Here is a 15365-nt window from a genome sequence, read left to right as displayed (position 1 = left end):
TAGTTTCAGATGCTTTACATTGATTGTGGTTTCTCTAGATTATGCTAAGCTAGAGTAGATATTTTAAACATTTGTCTATGGATGAGGGCAATGAATAAAAACAAAAAGCTAGGATGTTTTTCATTGTTATTGTTAAGTCCTTTAACAATGGCAATGCAACCCATGGATGATCAAAGCCTTTCAGCCACGACTGGGCAAGATGGCTTAACGATCGGTGTGCAGTCAAATATTCAGTTCAATCAGTTGGCAATTATTGATAATGATGGTTTAGCTACAGACTATACCAATCGAGCAGGCTTGGTTGTCGCAGGCGTTGCAGGACAAACGACAGATACCCCCGTAAAAGTAGTCGGTTTAAATAGCGGTGCTGAAACGACACTTGGTTTTACTGCCACGATAGATACCGATGCTGGTACAGGTACAAATGGCGCATTTGTGAATATTGGTTTAGCATTTAATAACAATGTCACAGGGCTTCGAATTTCTCCATTCTCAGTATATGCAGCCGCAGCAAACTCACTCTCTAGTATTAGTGGTAGTACCTATACCCAAAACTCTATTTTTGAGTCGGGGACATTACTTAAAAGCGATGTCAAAGAAATCTTACGTGTCGGAGGAATCGACGTCGTATTTGCTGCAAATAAGCCGACCATGAATATTCAATTGGGAGCAGCACCGCAGGGTGATATGATCAAGTTCGGTGGTGCTATCGATTCAATATGTGGTACTGGTGATGGTTGTAATATCATGCTGGTTTCAGACTACGCGGTTTCTGGGGATTCAACCACTGCACCGATAGGCGCAAGCGTTGATTTTAAATTTACTGGGCATAATGGATCACCTTTTGGTTTGACTGGTTTCTATGCAGGGATTGAAGCGCCTCAAGGTACTGATGCGGGTGGCTTTATTTTTGGACATGCAGGAACAACAGATAAGTTCAATTTACAACTCAACAATGTGTTGCTCGGTAGTAATAATGCTCAACAAGCAAATGTCTTCAATAATTTACCCAACGCATCTATGGGCAGTTTTGGTTTGACTGGCGCTTCTGTGACTAATTTGAGAATGAGAGTAAGCGGATTATAGACTGGGGTTATATTTTCTGGTTTTTCAGTTTTGCGAAAGCGACTTTATGTATTTAGCTCATGAGTCGCTTTTTTAATTCAATAACTCTTATTTTTTTGCATTAAATGCATCAACAATCAGCTCAAGTTGTTTCATTCGCTTCACTTGCCCCCAAAGTTCCTGTGCTTCGGGATAGGCTTTGCTCATCATGCCTAACCATTGCTTATAACGCCCGATCATGCCGATTTCAGTTTTATATTGACCACTTAAAAAGCGTTGTTGCAGTTCAACTAAGTCCTGCCAAGAAAGAAGTGCGTGATCAAGGTCTTGACGAATACACAAGGTGATATCAGGTGTAGTGACGGCAGCACGACCAATCATGATGTCTTGGCAGTGTGATTGTTGTAAGCAAGCTTTGGCATCAGCATTGTTCCAAATTTCACCATTGGCAATGACATTAATTTTTAAAGCTTCTGTAATCGGCTGAATTTTTTCCCAATAGGCTGGCGGGGTATAACCATCTGCTTTGGTTCGAGCATGTACGGTTAACCAACTCGCACCTGCATCTTCGATGGCATGAGCATTATCTAAAGTATGGTTTTCATCTAGATAGCCCAAGCGCATTTTGGCTGAAACAGGAATGTGTGCAGGGACCGCATCTCGAACGGCTTTGACTAATAGGTGGACCGTCTCAGGTTCATCGAGTAGCACCGAACCACCACGATGGCGGTTCACGGTTTTTGCAGGACAACCAAAATTTAGATCAATTGCTGGTGCACCTAGCTCGACTGCTTTTGCTGCATTGGCGGCGAGCATGTCTGGGTTATTCCCTAGAAACTGTACATGGACGGGTGTCCCTGCTGCTGTTTTACCATCATTTTTAAGTTCGGGACAGAAACTATAATAAATATGATCAGGGAGAATAGTATCAGTAATACGAATAAACTCAGTGACACACCAATCAAAACTGCCGACATGAGTGAGGACATCACGCATGATTGGATCAGTTAGACCTTCCATTGGGGCGAGCACAAGTTTCACGATGGTTACCTAGTTAAGCGAAAACAGCGTTATACGCATTTTAAAGGAGGCTGTCTAGTTTTATTAGAAGTGTAAAAACTTAACGCCCTAAAAGCATTTCTAAGACAAACTTGCTACCGATAAAGCCAATGGCTAATAAAATGAAAGCAGTCACTGTAAAGCGAATGGCCTTGAGTCCACGCCAACCAAATTTGTAACGACCGATGAGCAGCGCACCATATAAAAACCACGAGATAATACTAAATGCTGTTTTATGTGCGAGGTGTTGGGCAAAGAAATTATCAATGGTGAAAAAACCAAAGATTAGCGCAGCCGTCAATAAACCAAAACCTGTAATAATCAAATCAAAAAGTAATGATTCCATTACTTGGAATGGGGGGAGTAAATTGACCCAAATTCTTTTTTTCTGTTTCTTTTTGAGTTCTCGGTCTTGGAACCAAAGTAATACGGCTTGTATGGTCGCCATCAAGAGTACGGCATAGGCAGATAACGACAGGATAATGTGTAGATCTAAGCCAAAGCTATGCAGCTCAATAAATTGATTCGGCTGGCTATAGGCATAACCCAAGATTAGACCAACCGCTGCCACAGGCGTACCTATCAGATTTAATGGCAAAATCGGACGAATCAGGCTCAGGATCAAACTCAGCGCCAGCATCAGCCCCGAAGTAAAAGAAATGAGGTTAAATACATCATAATTTATCCCCATTGGTGTCATCATGTCTTGGTAGAGGACAGCACTGTGAAGTAGTACTCCTAAACCCACCATCAGACCATAACACCAAAGATTTGGTGTACGTTTTGACATTAGACGAATAAACAAATACCAAAACGAACTGGTATAAGCAATAAGTGCCAAAATTGTGTAAACCAAGGGGAGACTAATCATGTCAAACCTTTTTTAGGAGGATGAATAATATTCACCATTAAGATATAAATTCGCTGCGAACTACAGTATCCTATAGCATCTTATGCATAAATTTTCTATTTTAAGAAAGATTTTTTTGCAACTAGCCATTTTAAGCGGATTTCGCAATGTTTGATACCTTAACAGAACGACTCACACAGAGTTTAAGAAATGTTACTGGCTCAGGGCAGCTGACCGAAGACAATATTAAAGATACCTTACGTGAAGTACGTATGGCACTTCTTGAAGCCGATGTGGCGTTACCTGTAACACGTGAATTTATCGCGAAGGTAAAGGAAGAAGCGCTCGGTCAAGAAGTCATGACGCAGCTTTCGCCTGGTCAGGCATTTGTAAAAATTGTCTATGATGAACTCACCAAAATGATGGGTGAGGAAAATGCAACATTAGATTTAAGTGCAAAACCACCTGTCGTGGTGTTGCTTGCTGGTTTGCAAGGTGCGGGTAAAACCACCACTGCTGCAAAATTAGCGCGCTTCTTAAAAGAACGTCAAAAGAAAAAAGTAATGACGGTTTCTGCCGATGTCTATCGTCCAGCAGCTATTAAGCAGCTAGAAACTGTATCCAATGAAGTTGGTGTCGGTTTTATTCCGTCACATGCGTCTGAAAGACCAATTGATATTGTTAATCGTGCGATTGAACAAGCCAAAATTCAGTTCGCTGATGTACTGATTGTCGATACCGCTGGTCGTCTTCATGTCGATGAAGACATGATGGATGAAATTAAAGAGTTACATGCTGCGGTTAAGCCTACTGAGACTTTATTCGTTGTTGATGCGATGACGGGTCAGGATGCTGCCAATACAGCAAAAGCTTTCAATGACGCTTTGGCATTGACCGGTGTGATTCTCACCAAGACTGATGGTGATGCGCGTGGTGGTGCAGCACTTTCAGTACGTGCGATCACAGGCAAGCCAATCAAGTTCTTAGGTATCGGTGAAAAGCTCGATGCACTTGAGCCATTCCATCCTGATCGCGTTGCGCAACGTATCTTGGGTATGGGAGATGTCCTTTCTTTAGTCGAAGAAGTTGAACGTAAAATCGACAAAGAAAAAGCCGAAAAAATGGCGAAAAAATTGCAAAAGGGCGGAACCTTCAATTTTGAAGATATGCTGATGCAATTTGAACAAATGAGCAAAATGGGCGGCATGATGGGCTTCTTGGACAAGTTGCCTGGCATGAGCAATTCTGGCATTCAAGATGCGATCGAAAAAGCAAATCCAGAAAAGCAAGTCAAGCGCATGGAAGCCATCATTCAATCGATGACCATTAAAGAACGCCGTAATCCTGATCTTATGAATCCGAGTCGTAAGAAACGTATTGCAGCAGGTTGTGGGATGGATGTGGCTGAAGTCAATAAGTTGATCAAGCAACAAACCCAAATGGCGAAAATGATGAAGAAGTTTGCCAATCCATCGGGTATGAGCAAAATGTTGAAATCGTTTGGCAATATGCAAAAACAATTTGGCGGTGGTGGTGGCGGTATGGGACCATTATTTGGAAATAATGACTCCAAGAAATAACCGATCTACATCTGGAAAAAGGCGCAATCTGCGCCTTTTTTTATTGAGTTTGAATGGCTGTGATCTGTATAAAATTGATACAAAATATCAATATCTAATCAAAGATTAAAAGAAGAAAATTGGCTTTAAATCTATGTTTTATATTGAAAATAGTGTTAACTATGTCGCATAATTTAGTCAATACGATTTACATCACACATTGTGTGAATGCTGACCCTGAACAACATTGGTATCTATGGCTAGAACAACAGCTCAAACAACTGAATGTCACTGTTGAACGCGTTTTTTTGGCAGATGCAAGTCATCCAGATAGCGAAATTTGGCACACATGTTTAGAGGCGCAGTTAAAAAAGTTAAATGAGCACAGTATTGTGGTTGCTCATGGGCTTTCCTGCGTGGCTGTTGCTCGGTTTCTTACAAAGAAGCTGCAACAAAAAACCATAAAAGCGGGAGTATTTATCGCACCTTTTCATGAGCCGTTGCCACAGCATCCTGAGTTGAATCTATTTATTGGTCACTCACCTTTTGATAGTGGAATATTGAGGCAAAATATACAGCGTCGTGTGGTGTTATTTTCTAGCAATGACCCTATCGTACCTGTTCCATTTAGCTTTAAATTTTCACATATGCTAAATGCCCAATTGATCGAAGTGAATCAGGCTGGGCACTTTTGTGCAGAAGATGGTTATGTTGAGTTTCCACAATTATTACAGATCCTTCAAACTTTAGTGAAAGCTGAATTGAGCTGAACATAGGTTTTCAATCCTTTCAGCAATAAATCTGATTCAACTTGCGGTTGATAGTGATTCAAGAACTTGGCAAATAAATGTGCATCACCGCCTGTTAAGATCAGATTCTTCGGTGACTGTTGCATGATTTGATCAATGCTACTGATCAGCCCCAGTAAAATCCCATGATGAACTGCATCAACAGTATTGTGACCGGGTTTTAAATTATCGAAAGCGGAGTCAGGAATTTTAATACCTTTGGTATTTTGAATAAGTGCATCTCGCTGTAGATATAAATTTGGCAGGATATAGCCACCTAAATGTTGTAAATCTTTCACGAGGTCAATCGTGAGCGCGGTGCCGCAGCCGATTACACAAAAGCTTTCATTCGGCTTTGCCACTGCCAAGACTTGTAGCCAACGGTCAATCCCGAGTTGGCTAGGGTCATCATAGCCACATGTTAAACCTGCATATTCGGCATGAACTTTAGCAAAAATGATCGGGATATTTAGAATATCGAGGATGATTTGGATACGCTGATTATTTTCAGTATCCAGCACTGAAGAAATGCCCACCCGACTCAAATTTTGATAGCGGAAGTGTTGAATCAAACCTAATAATAAATCAGCAGGAGATTGTAGATGTAACTCGGCAGCGTGTTCAATCACCTGATCTTGTTCTGTGATCCAGTATTTTAAGCGGGTGTTACCAATATCGAGCCATAAGCTTTTCATAGGACGGTGATTTCCTCAAACGGACGCAAGTCGTAAACGACCTTGATAGAAGTGCTGTAGTTGATTCGTTTGGATCATGACCGCACCATCATTTGAAATCCCTTGAAAGATGCCCTGAACTTTGCCTTGAGCATGTTCAAATTCAACCTGTTGATTGAGCCAAATCGCGTGATGATTAAAGCGGTCTGCCAAATTGTAACAACCATGTTCAAACCATCGAGATGCTTGTTGAATCGCCGTGTACAACTCAGCGATCAAATTCAAGCGATCAATCTGCTCTAAGCCTAACATCTGCAAAGAGGTAATCGGTTGATCTGCACTTTCAATTGCTGGGGTATTTAAATTGATCCCTACACCCACAATGGCTTGATTGGCGGATAATGGCTCAACCAAAATCCCGCCCCATTTACCTTGTGGGCTGTATAGATCATTGGGCCATTTAACTTGTAAGTTTAAATCTTGCAGGCTTGGCATCTGTAAAATATTCAGGGCAACCTCCAGTGCAAGGCGGCCATCTAATGCTGTTTTGCTTTGAATCAGTGTGCTTAAATAAACGTTGCCTTCAGGAGACACCCATTGTCGTTGGTGTTGACCACGGCCTTGTGTTTGTTGTGCACTGCATACCAATCCTGTTGTAATGCCTTTTTGTGCAATTTCACGCATATCATCATTGGTTGATGTCGTGGTCGTTTTGAGTAAAACCACTTCAGGATATTGATTTTTTGCGTTCAATAATTGCTGTAACTGGCGAGTTGCGAAATCATCCATCGTTTTAAAAGTAGAGTGGTCATGTATTTATGGAGTTAATCATATATTTGTTGATTGGTGCAATCGCAGGATTTACTGCAGGCCTATTTGGCGTGGGCGGTGGTTTAATTATTGTACCAATTTTATATATTGTCTTTACTCAAATGAATTATGACCCGAATGTCATTATGCATATTGCGATTGGCACATCATTGGCAACCATCATTGTGACCTCAATTAGCTCGGTGATGGCACATCATCGGCAAGGTGCGGTGTTGTGGCCAGTATTTCGAAATTTAGCGCCAGGACTGGTTTTAGGCTCATTTCTTGGTGCTGGGATTGCCGATCTGATGTCCGGGCAGCATTTGCAGCTTGTGATCGGTGTATTTGCGATTTGGATGGCATTTAAAATGTTCAGAGGAGCTTATGCGATAGTCAATTCCAGTCGCCATTTGCCTTCAGCACCGATCCAATTTGCTGCGGGTGGAGGTATTGGTGTTGCCTCGGCGATTTTTGGGATCGGTGGAGGAAGTTTAACCGTTCCATTTTTAAACCGATATGGGGTGGTGATGCAAAAAGCGGTTGCCACATCAGCAGCTTGTGGTTTGCCGATCGCAGCGGCAGGCGCAGTTGGCTTTATATGGTTTGGCGCCAAAGAACAAATCAATGTGCCAAATACCATTGGCTATGTACATATTTATGCTTTTCTCGGCATTAGTGTGATGAGCTTTATCACAGCAAAAGTAGGCGCAAAAGTGGCACATCGTTTATCACCTGCGATGCTGAAAAAATGTTTCGCTGGTTTATTGGTCACCGTGGGTTGTTATTTTGTCTATAAAGGACTGATGTAAGCTTGCGCGTTGAATGCTGAATAGATCTCCATCGCGGCAAGCATGTTTCGATGGTCATCGGGTTGAGATCGGTCTGAGGATCGCCCGATTTCAAATCAGACTTTTTAAAAGTGTTTTTATTCATTAAATTTTAATTTTATGTGATTTTAATCAATAAAAAAATTGGTCATATTTTATCTTTCGGATGCACGGTCAAATGCGATAGAAAAATGTAAATATCTGATATTAAAAATAGAAAATCTTGGGTTTTTATTAAAATTAAGTGCTTTAACCTAGTTTTTAGTGCGATTGGCTTAAAAAGCAATGAAATTGTCTGACAATGATATAGAATTTATACACTAAGATCAGTTAAAACAAAAAAGCACAACCAGTATCGGAAAATGCGTATAACAAAGATAGCGAGGGACTCATGAATCTCGAAGAGGCTGATAGTCTTTCTGAACAGATTGCAAAATATATTAGTGAACAAATCATTAGCGGTGAGCTGGTTGAGGGCGAACGTATTCAAGAATTACGCATCGCTAAAGAATTAGATGTTAGTCGTGGCTCTGTCCGTGAAGCGTTGTTATTACTTGAACGAACCTATTTGATCGAAATTTTTCCGCGTCGAGGGGCGATTGTTTCTGAAATGTCCGCTCAGCAAGTCAAGGCTTTATTTGATACCAATGTGATGGTACTTGGGCATATTGTGCAACGTATCAGTGAAACTTGGCGTGTCAATGAGGCAGAGCAATTACAAGCATTGTTGGATGAATTGGTCGAGTTTGTTCGCGCAGGGGATATTGAAAAATTTTATGATGCGATTTTTAAATATTTAGCAGAACAACACGATATGGTGGCCAATCCTTATTTGATGCAGTTTTATAAAGAACTGTTGCCATCTTTGCGCCGTAGCTATTTTTTAACCTTAAACACCTCACGTCGGGAGTTACAAGAATCATTTACCCTGTTTAAACTGGTGATTGATGCTATTTTGATCCGAAAATCACAACAAGCTGCTTTATTTATGGAAGATTTTTGTCGACACTTGCGCAACCTTGTGTTGGAATCTCTGACACGTATGAAACAGATTGAATTGGCTTGGGCGAGACGCTCACGCCGCTAATTAGGGTTAAGATACGGCAGTATGCGTTTAAGCAGTTTAAAACTTTCCGGCTTTAAATCTTTTGCCGATAGTACCACCTTACATTTTAAGGCGAACCGTACGGCGGTTGTGGGGCCGAATGGTTGTGGAAAATCAAATGTCATAGATGCGATTCGCTGGGTTATGGGCGAGTCTAGCGCACGTCAGTTGCGTGGTGGCAGTATGCAAGATGTCATCTTTACAGGCACAGCTAAACGTAAACCTGTAGGCGTTGCCAGTGTCGAACTTCGCTTTGATAATACTTATGGTAAATTAGGCGGCGCATACAATGCTTATAATGAACTTGCTGTCCGTCGCCAAGTCACGCGTGAAGGCAAGTCTGAGTATTTCTTAAATGGTACACGTTGCCGCCGCCGTGATATTACCGATATTTTCTTGGGCACAGGTTTAGGGCCACGTTCTTATGCTGTCATTGAACAGGGCATGATTAACCGCCTTGTAGATGCCAAACCTGAAGAAATGCGGGTATTTATCGAAGAGGCAGCAGGGGTTTCTCGCTATCAAGCGCGTCGTCGTGAGACTTTACAGCATTTAGAACATACCGAACAAAACCTTGCACGATTAGATGATATTGCGGCTGAACTTAAATCACAGTTACGCACATTAAAACGGCAGTCAGAAGCTGCGATTCAATACAAAACCTTAGAAACTCAAATTCGAACTTTAAAAATAGAAATTCTGTCCTTTCAAGCCGATCAAAGTCATAAGTTACAGCAAGAATATACCTTGCAAATGACTGAGCTTGGAGAAAGCTTTAAATTGGTTCGTTCGGAGTCACATACGATTGAACATGATTTAGAGGCAACCAGTGCATTATTCCAACGCTTAATTCAGCAGTCCTCTCCGTTGCAACAAGAATGGCAACAGGCAGAAAAAAAACTGGCTGAATTGAAAATGACATTGGAACAAAAACAGGGTTTATTTCAGCAGAACAGCAGCAGTTTAGCTCAGCTTGAACAACAAAAAGCACAAAGCAAAGAACGTTTGCAATTGTCTGAATTACAGGTTGAAACCTTAACCACTCAGTTTGATGAGCAAAACGAGGCTTTAATTGGACTTGAACAACAAACCCAATCCTCAGAGCAAAATTTAAGTGATCTACAGGCTCAGCATAAGCAAGCACAGCAACAGTTTGAACAATTAAAAAGCCAAGTAGACAAGCAACAACAGCAAAAGCTGCAAATGGCTGCGCAAATCGAACAACTCACAAAAAATGTGTCGCGCATAGAGCAACAGAAACAAACCTTGCAAACGCAAACGAGTCAAATTCGTGCTCAAGTACAGCAGGATGAACAGGCACAATTGCAGCAACATCAGCAGCAGTTACAGCAAGAGATTGTTGCGCTAGAAACAGCCATTGAACAGCTACAGCAAAATGTGCAGGCGCAGCAAGATCAGCAACAGTTGAGTAAGACTGATTTGCAGACGCTCAAGACCGATATTCAGGTTTTATTGGCAGAGCAAAAAAATCTAAATCAGTTGGTGGCTAAGCAAAGTCCAAAGCAGCATCAAGATGTTGTGCGCTTGATGCAGAACTTGCATTTAAGCGCTCAGGGGAAAGCCCATGCAGCGATCATTGAAAAGTTTTTAGCCAAATGGTTGCAAGCGCATTTGTTGGATGATGAGCAGTCTTTCCAAGAAGGTGTGGCGCGTCAGTTAAGAAATCCCTCCCAACCTCCCTTTATCAAAGGGAGGAGTTCCCCTCTTTTCCAAAGAGGGGTTAGGGGAGATTTGCAATATCTATCAGACTGGATCGAATCACCTCAATCTTCGCTATGGTCAAATGTCGCTGTGGCTGAAAATTTAGCCTTAGCATTGAGTCATCAAAAGGATTTAAACCTAGCCCAGTCAATTTTAACCCTTGATGGTTATCATGTTGGGGCGGATTGGGTTATTGGCTTACTTTATGATGAAGATAGCCAAACTGCACAGGGCTTGCTGAGTCATCAAGTACGTTTAGAAGAAATCGAGCAACAACTTGCTGAACATCAGCCGCAGTTATCTGCTTTGGAACATCAATATTCGCAACAACAGCACGTTTTGCAACAACTGCAACAGACTGTGCAACAACAGCAGCAACATCTAAAGCAAAAGCAAAAAGAGCTGCAACAACTGGATGTGGAGATTGCCAAGTTACAAAGTACGGCACAGGCTTTTGTATTGCAGCAACAGCAACTGGCAGATCAGCTCAAACAGCTAGATGTGCAGCTTGAAGAAGATGCGATGCAGCGTGATGACTTGGAGATTGATTTACACGCTTTGGCGATCAAACTAGAAGCCGTCCTGCCGAACTACAAGACCTTGCAGTTTCAAGTTGAAAATTTAACTGAACAGTTGGATGAACAGCAGCAACATTTAACTCAACAACAGCAACAACGTGAACATTTACGTCGTCAAACCGCTCAAGCCAATCAGCAAATTGAGTTATTAGAGAAAGATATTTCGTTCCTAAAAACACAATATCGACAGATCATTGAGCAAATTGAACAAGCGAAGAAGTTTGTTGATCCGATTCAGCTTGAGCTACCAAATCTTGAATCCCAGTTTCAAGAGCAATTGCAGCAAACGGAAAAGCTGCAAAAAACATGGAATGAATGGCAGCTTGAGCTGAATCAAATACAAGAAAAACAACAACAGCTCACGGAACAACGTCATTTGGCACAACAAAAAGATGAACAGGTGCGTGAGCAACTCGAACAGAAACGTTTGGCTTGGCAGGCTGCTAAATCAGATCGCGAGCATTATTTAGAACAGCTTAAAGCGCTCAATTCTGACCCATTGTCCGATGTGTTGATTGAAATCAAAGACCATCAGCAGAAATTGGAAAAAGCCCAGCAACAATTTGAAAAGATTGGAGCAGTCAACTTGGCTGCATCGCAAGAATACGAAGAAGTTTCACAGCGTTTTGATGAGCTGAGCCATCAAATGCAAGATTTACAAAATACCGTGACTCAACTGAAAGATGCGATGAAAAGCATTGATCAGGAAACGCGTAAGTTGTTTATGAGTACGTTTGATCAGGTCAATCAAGAGCTGCAGTTGTTATTTCCGAAGGTGTTTGGCGGTGGTGAAGCAACTTTAAGTCTTGAAGATGATTGGCAGTCAGGCGTGAAATTGATGGCGCGTCCGCCAGGCAAACGCAACAGTTCTTTGGCGTTACTTTCAGGCGGCGAAAAGACCTTAACGGCGATGGCATTGGTGTTTGCGATTTTTAGATTGAATCCTGCGCCGTTTTGCGTATTGGATGAAGTTGATGCGCCACTGGACGATGCGAACGTGCAACGTTATTGTAATTTGGTAAAAGAGCTTTCTGAACAGGTGCAATTCATTTACATTACACATAATAAATTGGCAATGACAATGGCAACAGATTTGTTAGGAGTGACCATGCCTGAGCCAGGTACATCAAAATTAGTGACTGTTGATTTAGAACAGGCAAAAGAATACGGGTTAGTTGCGGAGTCTTAGTATGGAAATGAATACAATAATAGGCATTGTTATCGCCGTTGTGATTATGCTCGTTGGCTTAACCATGATTTTAAGAAAACCAAAACCAGTTGAGCCTTCATTAGAAACTGATTTGCATATTAACCCTGAAAGTAATCAGCCTGTCATTCCACGTCATGTGCGTGATCAATTACAACACGATCAGGTGAAGATTGAGACAGACCGCGTTGAACCGAGTTTAACGATTGAATCGACTGAGCAGGCACCGCAAGTTGCTATACCTATTGCAGCGGCTGAAGTTGAAGAAAAAACCACGGTAGTTACTGAAGCAGTAGAGGTTGAGCCAGTGGTACAGGTTGACGTTGATCCCATCCGTGAGCCTGAAACACCTGAGCCGCAATTGGAAAAAATTGTAGAAGTAGAGCCAGTCGCATCAGCAGAAACCGAGGCGATGGAAAATGATGGGGAAACCAAGCCTGAATCAGAACTGAGCTTAAATCCAAATATTGAGACCGTAGAAATCGCTGACTTCGAAGGCGAGAGTAATATTTTGGACGTACATCTGCATGAGCAGCAACGTTATGATGATGAAAGCGCATTAGCAACGGCTGAACAGATTATCGCCCTTAATGTCTATCCAAACCCACGCCGTGCATTATCTGGTGATAAGGCATTAAAAGTTTTACTTAAATATGGTCTACGTTTTGGTGAGATGTCATGTTTCCATCGTTATGAAAATACCGATGAACCAAGTGCATTGATGTTCTCTGTATTGCGTATTACGGATCATGGTCCTGCTGGTTTTGATTTGGAAACCTTGTCGACTGAACAAGTGCAAGGTTTGGCATTTTTCTTGGCATTGCCAAATAGCAAGGCAGTCACTGGTTATGACATGATGACCAGTATTGCCGGCTTAATTGCACGTGAAGTGGATGGCAAAGTCTATGACGAAAATAATCTGGAGTTTACGCCACAGTTGAAAGAACATTGGCGTCATCATGTGATTGATTATCGCCCAAACCAAGCAACAACATGATTAATCTTTTATAATAAATTCAGTGAAATGTTTTATAGGGCGGTTTTTCCGCCCTTTTATATGGTGAAAAACAAATGGAACAAAATTCAGTGATTGAGCAAATGCGTCAATTGATTCAACTCATTGCAAAACACAATCATGCGTACTATGTCATGGATCAGCCTTCCATTTCAGATAGTGAATATGACCATTTGTTTCATCAACTTAAAGCTTTAGAACAACAACACCCTGAGCTTGTTCAGGCAGATACACCAACCAATAAAGTCGGTGGGCAAGCACTGTCTAAATTTGAAAGCGTCACGCATACAGTGCCGATGCTGTCATTGGGTAATGTCTTTAATCAAGAAGATTTGTTTGCTTTCGCCCGCCGTATTGATGAGCGTTTACCAAATCAAAAAGTCCAATATGACGTGGAATTAAAACTGGATGGTTTGGCGATTTCACTGTGGTATGAACATGGTGTACTGGTTCGTGGCGTGACCCGTGGCGATGGGGAGACGGGTGAAGATATCACTCAAAATGTTAAAACCATTCGTAATTTGCCAAAAGTATTATCCAGTCAGTATCAAGCGATTCCGCAGTTTTTAGAAGTGCGTGGCGAAGTATTGATGCCAAAGCAAGGCTTTGAAAAGCTCAATGCAGACCAAGAAGCCAAAGGTCATAAAACCTTTGCCAATCCGCGAAATGCCGCAGCGGGGAGCCTAAGACAGCTAGATCCAAATATCGCCGCATCGCGCCCATTGGCCTTCTATGCCTATGGAATCGCACAATGCGAGCCACATCATAACTTGCCGACCATGCATGATAGTTTACATTGGTTGACTAAATTTGGATTTGAAATCGCAGAGCGACAATTTCTCTGTGCTTCAATTGAAGAAGTTCAGCAACGCTATGAACAGATTCAGCAAGAGCGCCCAGATTTAAAAGTTGAAATTGATGGCATGGTGGTGAAGGTTGATAGCCTTAAACAGCAGCAGCAACTCGGATTCCTCAGTCGCGAACCACGTTGGGCCACGGCTTATAAATTTCCTGCCCAAGCTGCACTCACTAAAGTTGAAAATATTGATTGGCAAGTGGGGCGTACTGGAACCTTAACACCTGTGGCACGTCTCACACCTGTAAATGTTGGTGGCGTGATGGTATCCAACGTGACCTTGCATAATATTGGTGAAATTCATCGTTTAGATGTACGTATTGGAGATACGGTCAGCGTATATCGCAGTGGTGATGTGATTCCTAAAGTAGAGAAAGTCTGGGCTGAATTTCGACCTGCTGATGCTGAAATCGTACATCTCCCTACGAATTGTCCAGTATGTGATTCACCAGTGGTGATGCCAGAAGGCGAAGCTTTAGCACGTTGTTCTGGTGGTTTGTATTGTGCTGCGCAACGCATTGAAGCGATCCGTCATTTTGTATCTCGTAAAGCCTTAGACATTGAAGGCTTGGGTGATCGATGGGTGGAGTCACTTTTACACCTCGATTTGTTAAAAGACGTTGCTGATATTTATCACCTACATGAACATCGGGCGACGTTACTGACCATTGAAAAAATGGGCGAGAAGTCTGTCCAGAATCTGATTGATGCGATTGAAGCCAGTAAGAAAACCACCTTAGCGCGTTTTATTTATGCATTGGGAATACGCGGTGTCGGTGAAACGACAGCACGTATGCTTGCCAATACTTTTCAAACACTTGAAGCTTTAAAACAAGCCGATGTTGAAGCACTAAAGAAAACACCTGATGTTGGTGATATTACAGCAGAGTGGATTGCAGACTTTTTCCAAGCGACGCACAACTTAGAAGTTTTAGACCGTTTATTGGCTGCGGGGATTCACTGGGATGCACCAACAGCACCAACACGCCAACCGTTAAATGGAGAAAGTTGGGTGGTGACTGGTACGCTAGAAACGATGGGGCGTGATGAGGCAACTCAAAAGCTTCAAGCCTTGGGTGCTCGTGTGAGTGGCAGTGTGTCGAGTAAAACCAAATGTGTGGTTGCTGGTGAAAAAGCAGGTAGTAAGTTGGAGAAAGCGCAGAAACTGGAAATTAGAGTTTTGAATGAACAAGAGTTTTTGGAATTCTTGGCGCAGTATTCTTAAAAATTGTAGGCAGCGATTACCATCG

Annotated in this window: 12 protein-coding genes; 8 read left to right on the top strand and 4 right to left on the bottom strand. The window is 42.1% G+C overall.

The window, feature by feature from the left end; all coding sequences use genetic code 11:
* The first annotated feature begins 90 nt into the window (after positions 1-90).
* On the top strand, positions 91-1086 hold the full coding sequence (locus MMO38_RS05765; protein WP_241322886.1) for a DUF6160 family protein: 996 nt from the start codon (positions 91-93) through the stop codon (positions 1084-1086).
* Between the two features lie 87 nt (positions 1087-1173).
* Here the strand turns inward: MMO38_RS05765 and MMO38_RS05760 are convergent, their stop codons facing one another.
* Complete coding sequence (locus MMO38_RS05760; RefSeq protein ID WP_241322885.1) at positions 1174-2106, bottom strand: tRNA-dihydrouridine synthase; 933 nt, start codon at positions 2104-2106, stop codon at positions 1174-1176.
* 79 nt (positions 2107-2185) lie between these two features.
* The gene (ccsA, locus tag MMO38_RS05755; RefSeq protein ID WP_004669908.1) at positions 2186-2995 is read right to left on the bottom strand and encodes a cytochrome c biogenesis protein CcsA; all 810 of its coding nucleotides are present in this window, start codon (positions 2993-2995) and stop codon (positions 2186-2188) included.
* 146 nt (positions 2996-3141) lie between these two features.
* Here ccsA and ffh point away from each other — a divergent pair, with 146 nt between their 5' ends.
* Positions 3142-4554 (top strand): signal recognition particle protein, encoded by a 1413-nt coding sequence (gene ffh, locus MMO38_RS05750; RefSeq protein ID WP_004669909.1) that lies wholly within the window; start codon positions 3142-3144, stop codon positions 4552-4554.
* A gap of 161 nt (positions 4555-4715) precedes the next feature.
* Positions 4716-5303 (top strand): alpha/beta hydrolase, encoded by a 588-nt coding sequence (locus MMO38_RS05745; protein WP_241322884.1) that lies wholly within the window; start codon positions 4716-4718, stop codon positions 5301-5303.
* Here the strand turns inward: MMO38_RS05745 and MMO38_RS05740 are convergent.
* Both MMO38_RS05740 and MMO38_RS05735 read right to left on the bottom strand, forming a co-directional pair.
* Positions 5273-6016 carry a pantothenate kinase gene (locus tag MMO38_RS05740; protein ID WP_241322883.1) on the bottom strand — a complete coding sequence of 248 codons (744 nt, stop codon included), beginning with the start codon at positions 6014-6016 and terminating at the stop codon, positions 5273-5275. The two genes, MMO38_RS05745 and MMO38_RS05740, sit on opposite strands and share 31 nt — an antisense overlap.
* Positions 6017-6031: 15 nt before the next feature.
* Positions 6032-6784 carry a biotin--[acetyl-CoA-carboxylase] ligase gene (locus MMO38_RS05735; RefSeq protein ID WP_241322882.1) on the bottom strand — a complete coding sequence of 251 codons (753 nt, stop codon included), beginning with the start codon at positions 6782-6784 and terminating at the stop codon, positions 6032-6034.
* A gap of 29 nt (positions 6785-6813) precedes the next feature.
* Here MMO38_RS05735 and MMO38_RS05730 point away from each other — a divergent pair, with 29 nt between their 5' ends.
* The 5 genes from MMO38_RS05730 (at position 6814) to ligA (ending at position 15340) form a co-directional block, all read left to right on the top strand.
* A complete protein-coding gene (locus MMO38_RS05730) occupies positions 6814-7614 on the top strand; it encodes a sulfite exporter TauE/SafE family protein (RefSeq protein ID WP_241322881.1) in 801 nt (266 codons plus the stop codon).
* A gap of 409 nt (positions 7615-8023) precedes the next feature.
* Positions 8024-8719: a GntR family transcriptional regulator gene (locus MMO38_RS05725; protein WP_004669914.1), complete on the top strand. Its 696-nt coding sequence runs from the start codon at positions 8024-8026 to the stop codon at positions 8717-8719.
* A 21-nt stretch (positions 8720-8740) separates the two neighbouring features.
* Positions 8741-12226, top strand: coding sequence for a chromosome segregation protein SMC (gene smc, locus MMO38_RS05720; RefSeq protein ID WP_241322880.1), 3486 nt, complete (start codon positions 8741-8743; stop codon positions 12224-12226).
* A gap of 1 nt (position 12227) precedes the next feature.
* Complete coding sequence (locus MMO38_RS05715; protein WP_241322879.1) at positions 12228-13241, top strand: cell division protein ZipA C-terminal FtsZ-binding domain-containing protein; 1014 nt, start codon at positions 12228-12230, stop codon at positions 13239-13241.
* 74 nt (positions 13242-13315) lie between these two features.
* Positions 13316-15340: an NAD-dependent DNA ligase LigA gene (gene ligA, locus MMO38_RS05710; RefSeq protein WP_241322878.1), complete on the top strand. Its 2025-nt coding sequence runs from the start codon at positions 13316-13318 to the stop codon at positions 15338-15340.
* Positions 15341-15365: the final 25 nt, after the last annotated feature.

The sequence above is a fragment of the Acinetobacter sp. NIPH 1852 genome, from assembly GCF_022549455.1.
Classification (GTDB): Bacteria; Pseudomonadota; Gammaproteobacteria; order Pseudomonadales; family Moraxellaceae; genus Acinetobacter.
Note: the sequence above shows the minus strand (reverse complement) of the source record. Positions and strands in the feature narration are given on the sequence as shown.

Excerpts from the sequence above, each read along its gene's own strand:
- MMO38_RS05735 (WP_241322882.1), bottom strand. The coding sequence starts at position 6,784 with ATGGATGATTTCGCAACTCGCCAGTTACAGCAATTATTGAACGCAAAA.
- MMO38_RS05765 (WP_241322886.1), top strand. The coding sequence starts at position 91 with ATGAATAAAAACAAAAAGCTAGGATGTTTTTCATTGTTATTGTTAAGT.
- MMO38_RS05725 (WP_004669914.1), top strand. The coding sequence starts at position 8,024 with ATGAATCTCGAAGAGGCTGATAGTCTTTCTGAACAGATTGCAAAATAT.
- MMO38_RS05730 (WP_241322881.1), top strand. The coding sequence starts at position 6,814 with ATGGAGTTAATCATATATTTGTTGATTGGTGCAATCGCAGGATTTACT.
- MMO38_RS05715 (WP_241322879.1), top strand. The coding sequence starts at position 12,228 with ATGGAAATGAATACAATAATAGGCATTGTTATCGCCGTTGTGATTATG.
- MMO38_RS05745 (WP_241322884.1), top strand. The coding sequence starts at position 4,716 with ATGTCGCATAATTTAGTCAATACGATTTACATCACACATTGTGTGAAT.
- ligA (WP_241322878.1), top strand. The coding sequence starts at position 13,316 with ATGGAACAAAATTCAGTGATTGAGCAAATGCGTCAATTGATTCAACTC.
- smc (WP_241322880.1), top strand. The coding sequence starts at position 8,741 with ATGCGTTTAAGCAGTTTAAAACTTTCCGGCTTTAAATCTTTTGCCGAT.
- ffh (WP_004669909.1), top strand. The coding sequence starts at position 3,142 with ATGTTTGATACCTTAACAGAACGACTCACACAGAGTTTAAGAAATGTT.
- ccsA (WP_004669908.1), bottom strand. The coding sequence starts at position 2,995 with ATGATTAGTCTCCCCTTGGTTTACACAATTTTGGCACTTATTGCTTAT.
- MMO38_RS05740 (WP_241322883.1), bottom strand. The coding sequence starts at position 6,016 with ATGAAAAGCTTATGGCTCGATATTGGTAACACCCGCTTAAAATACTGG.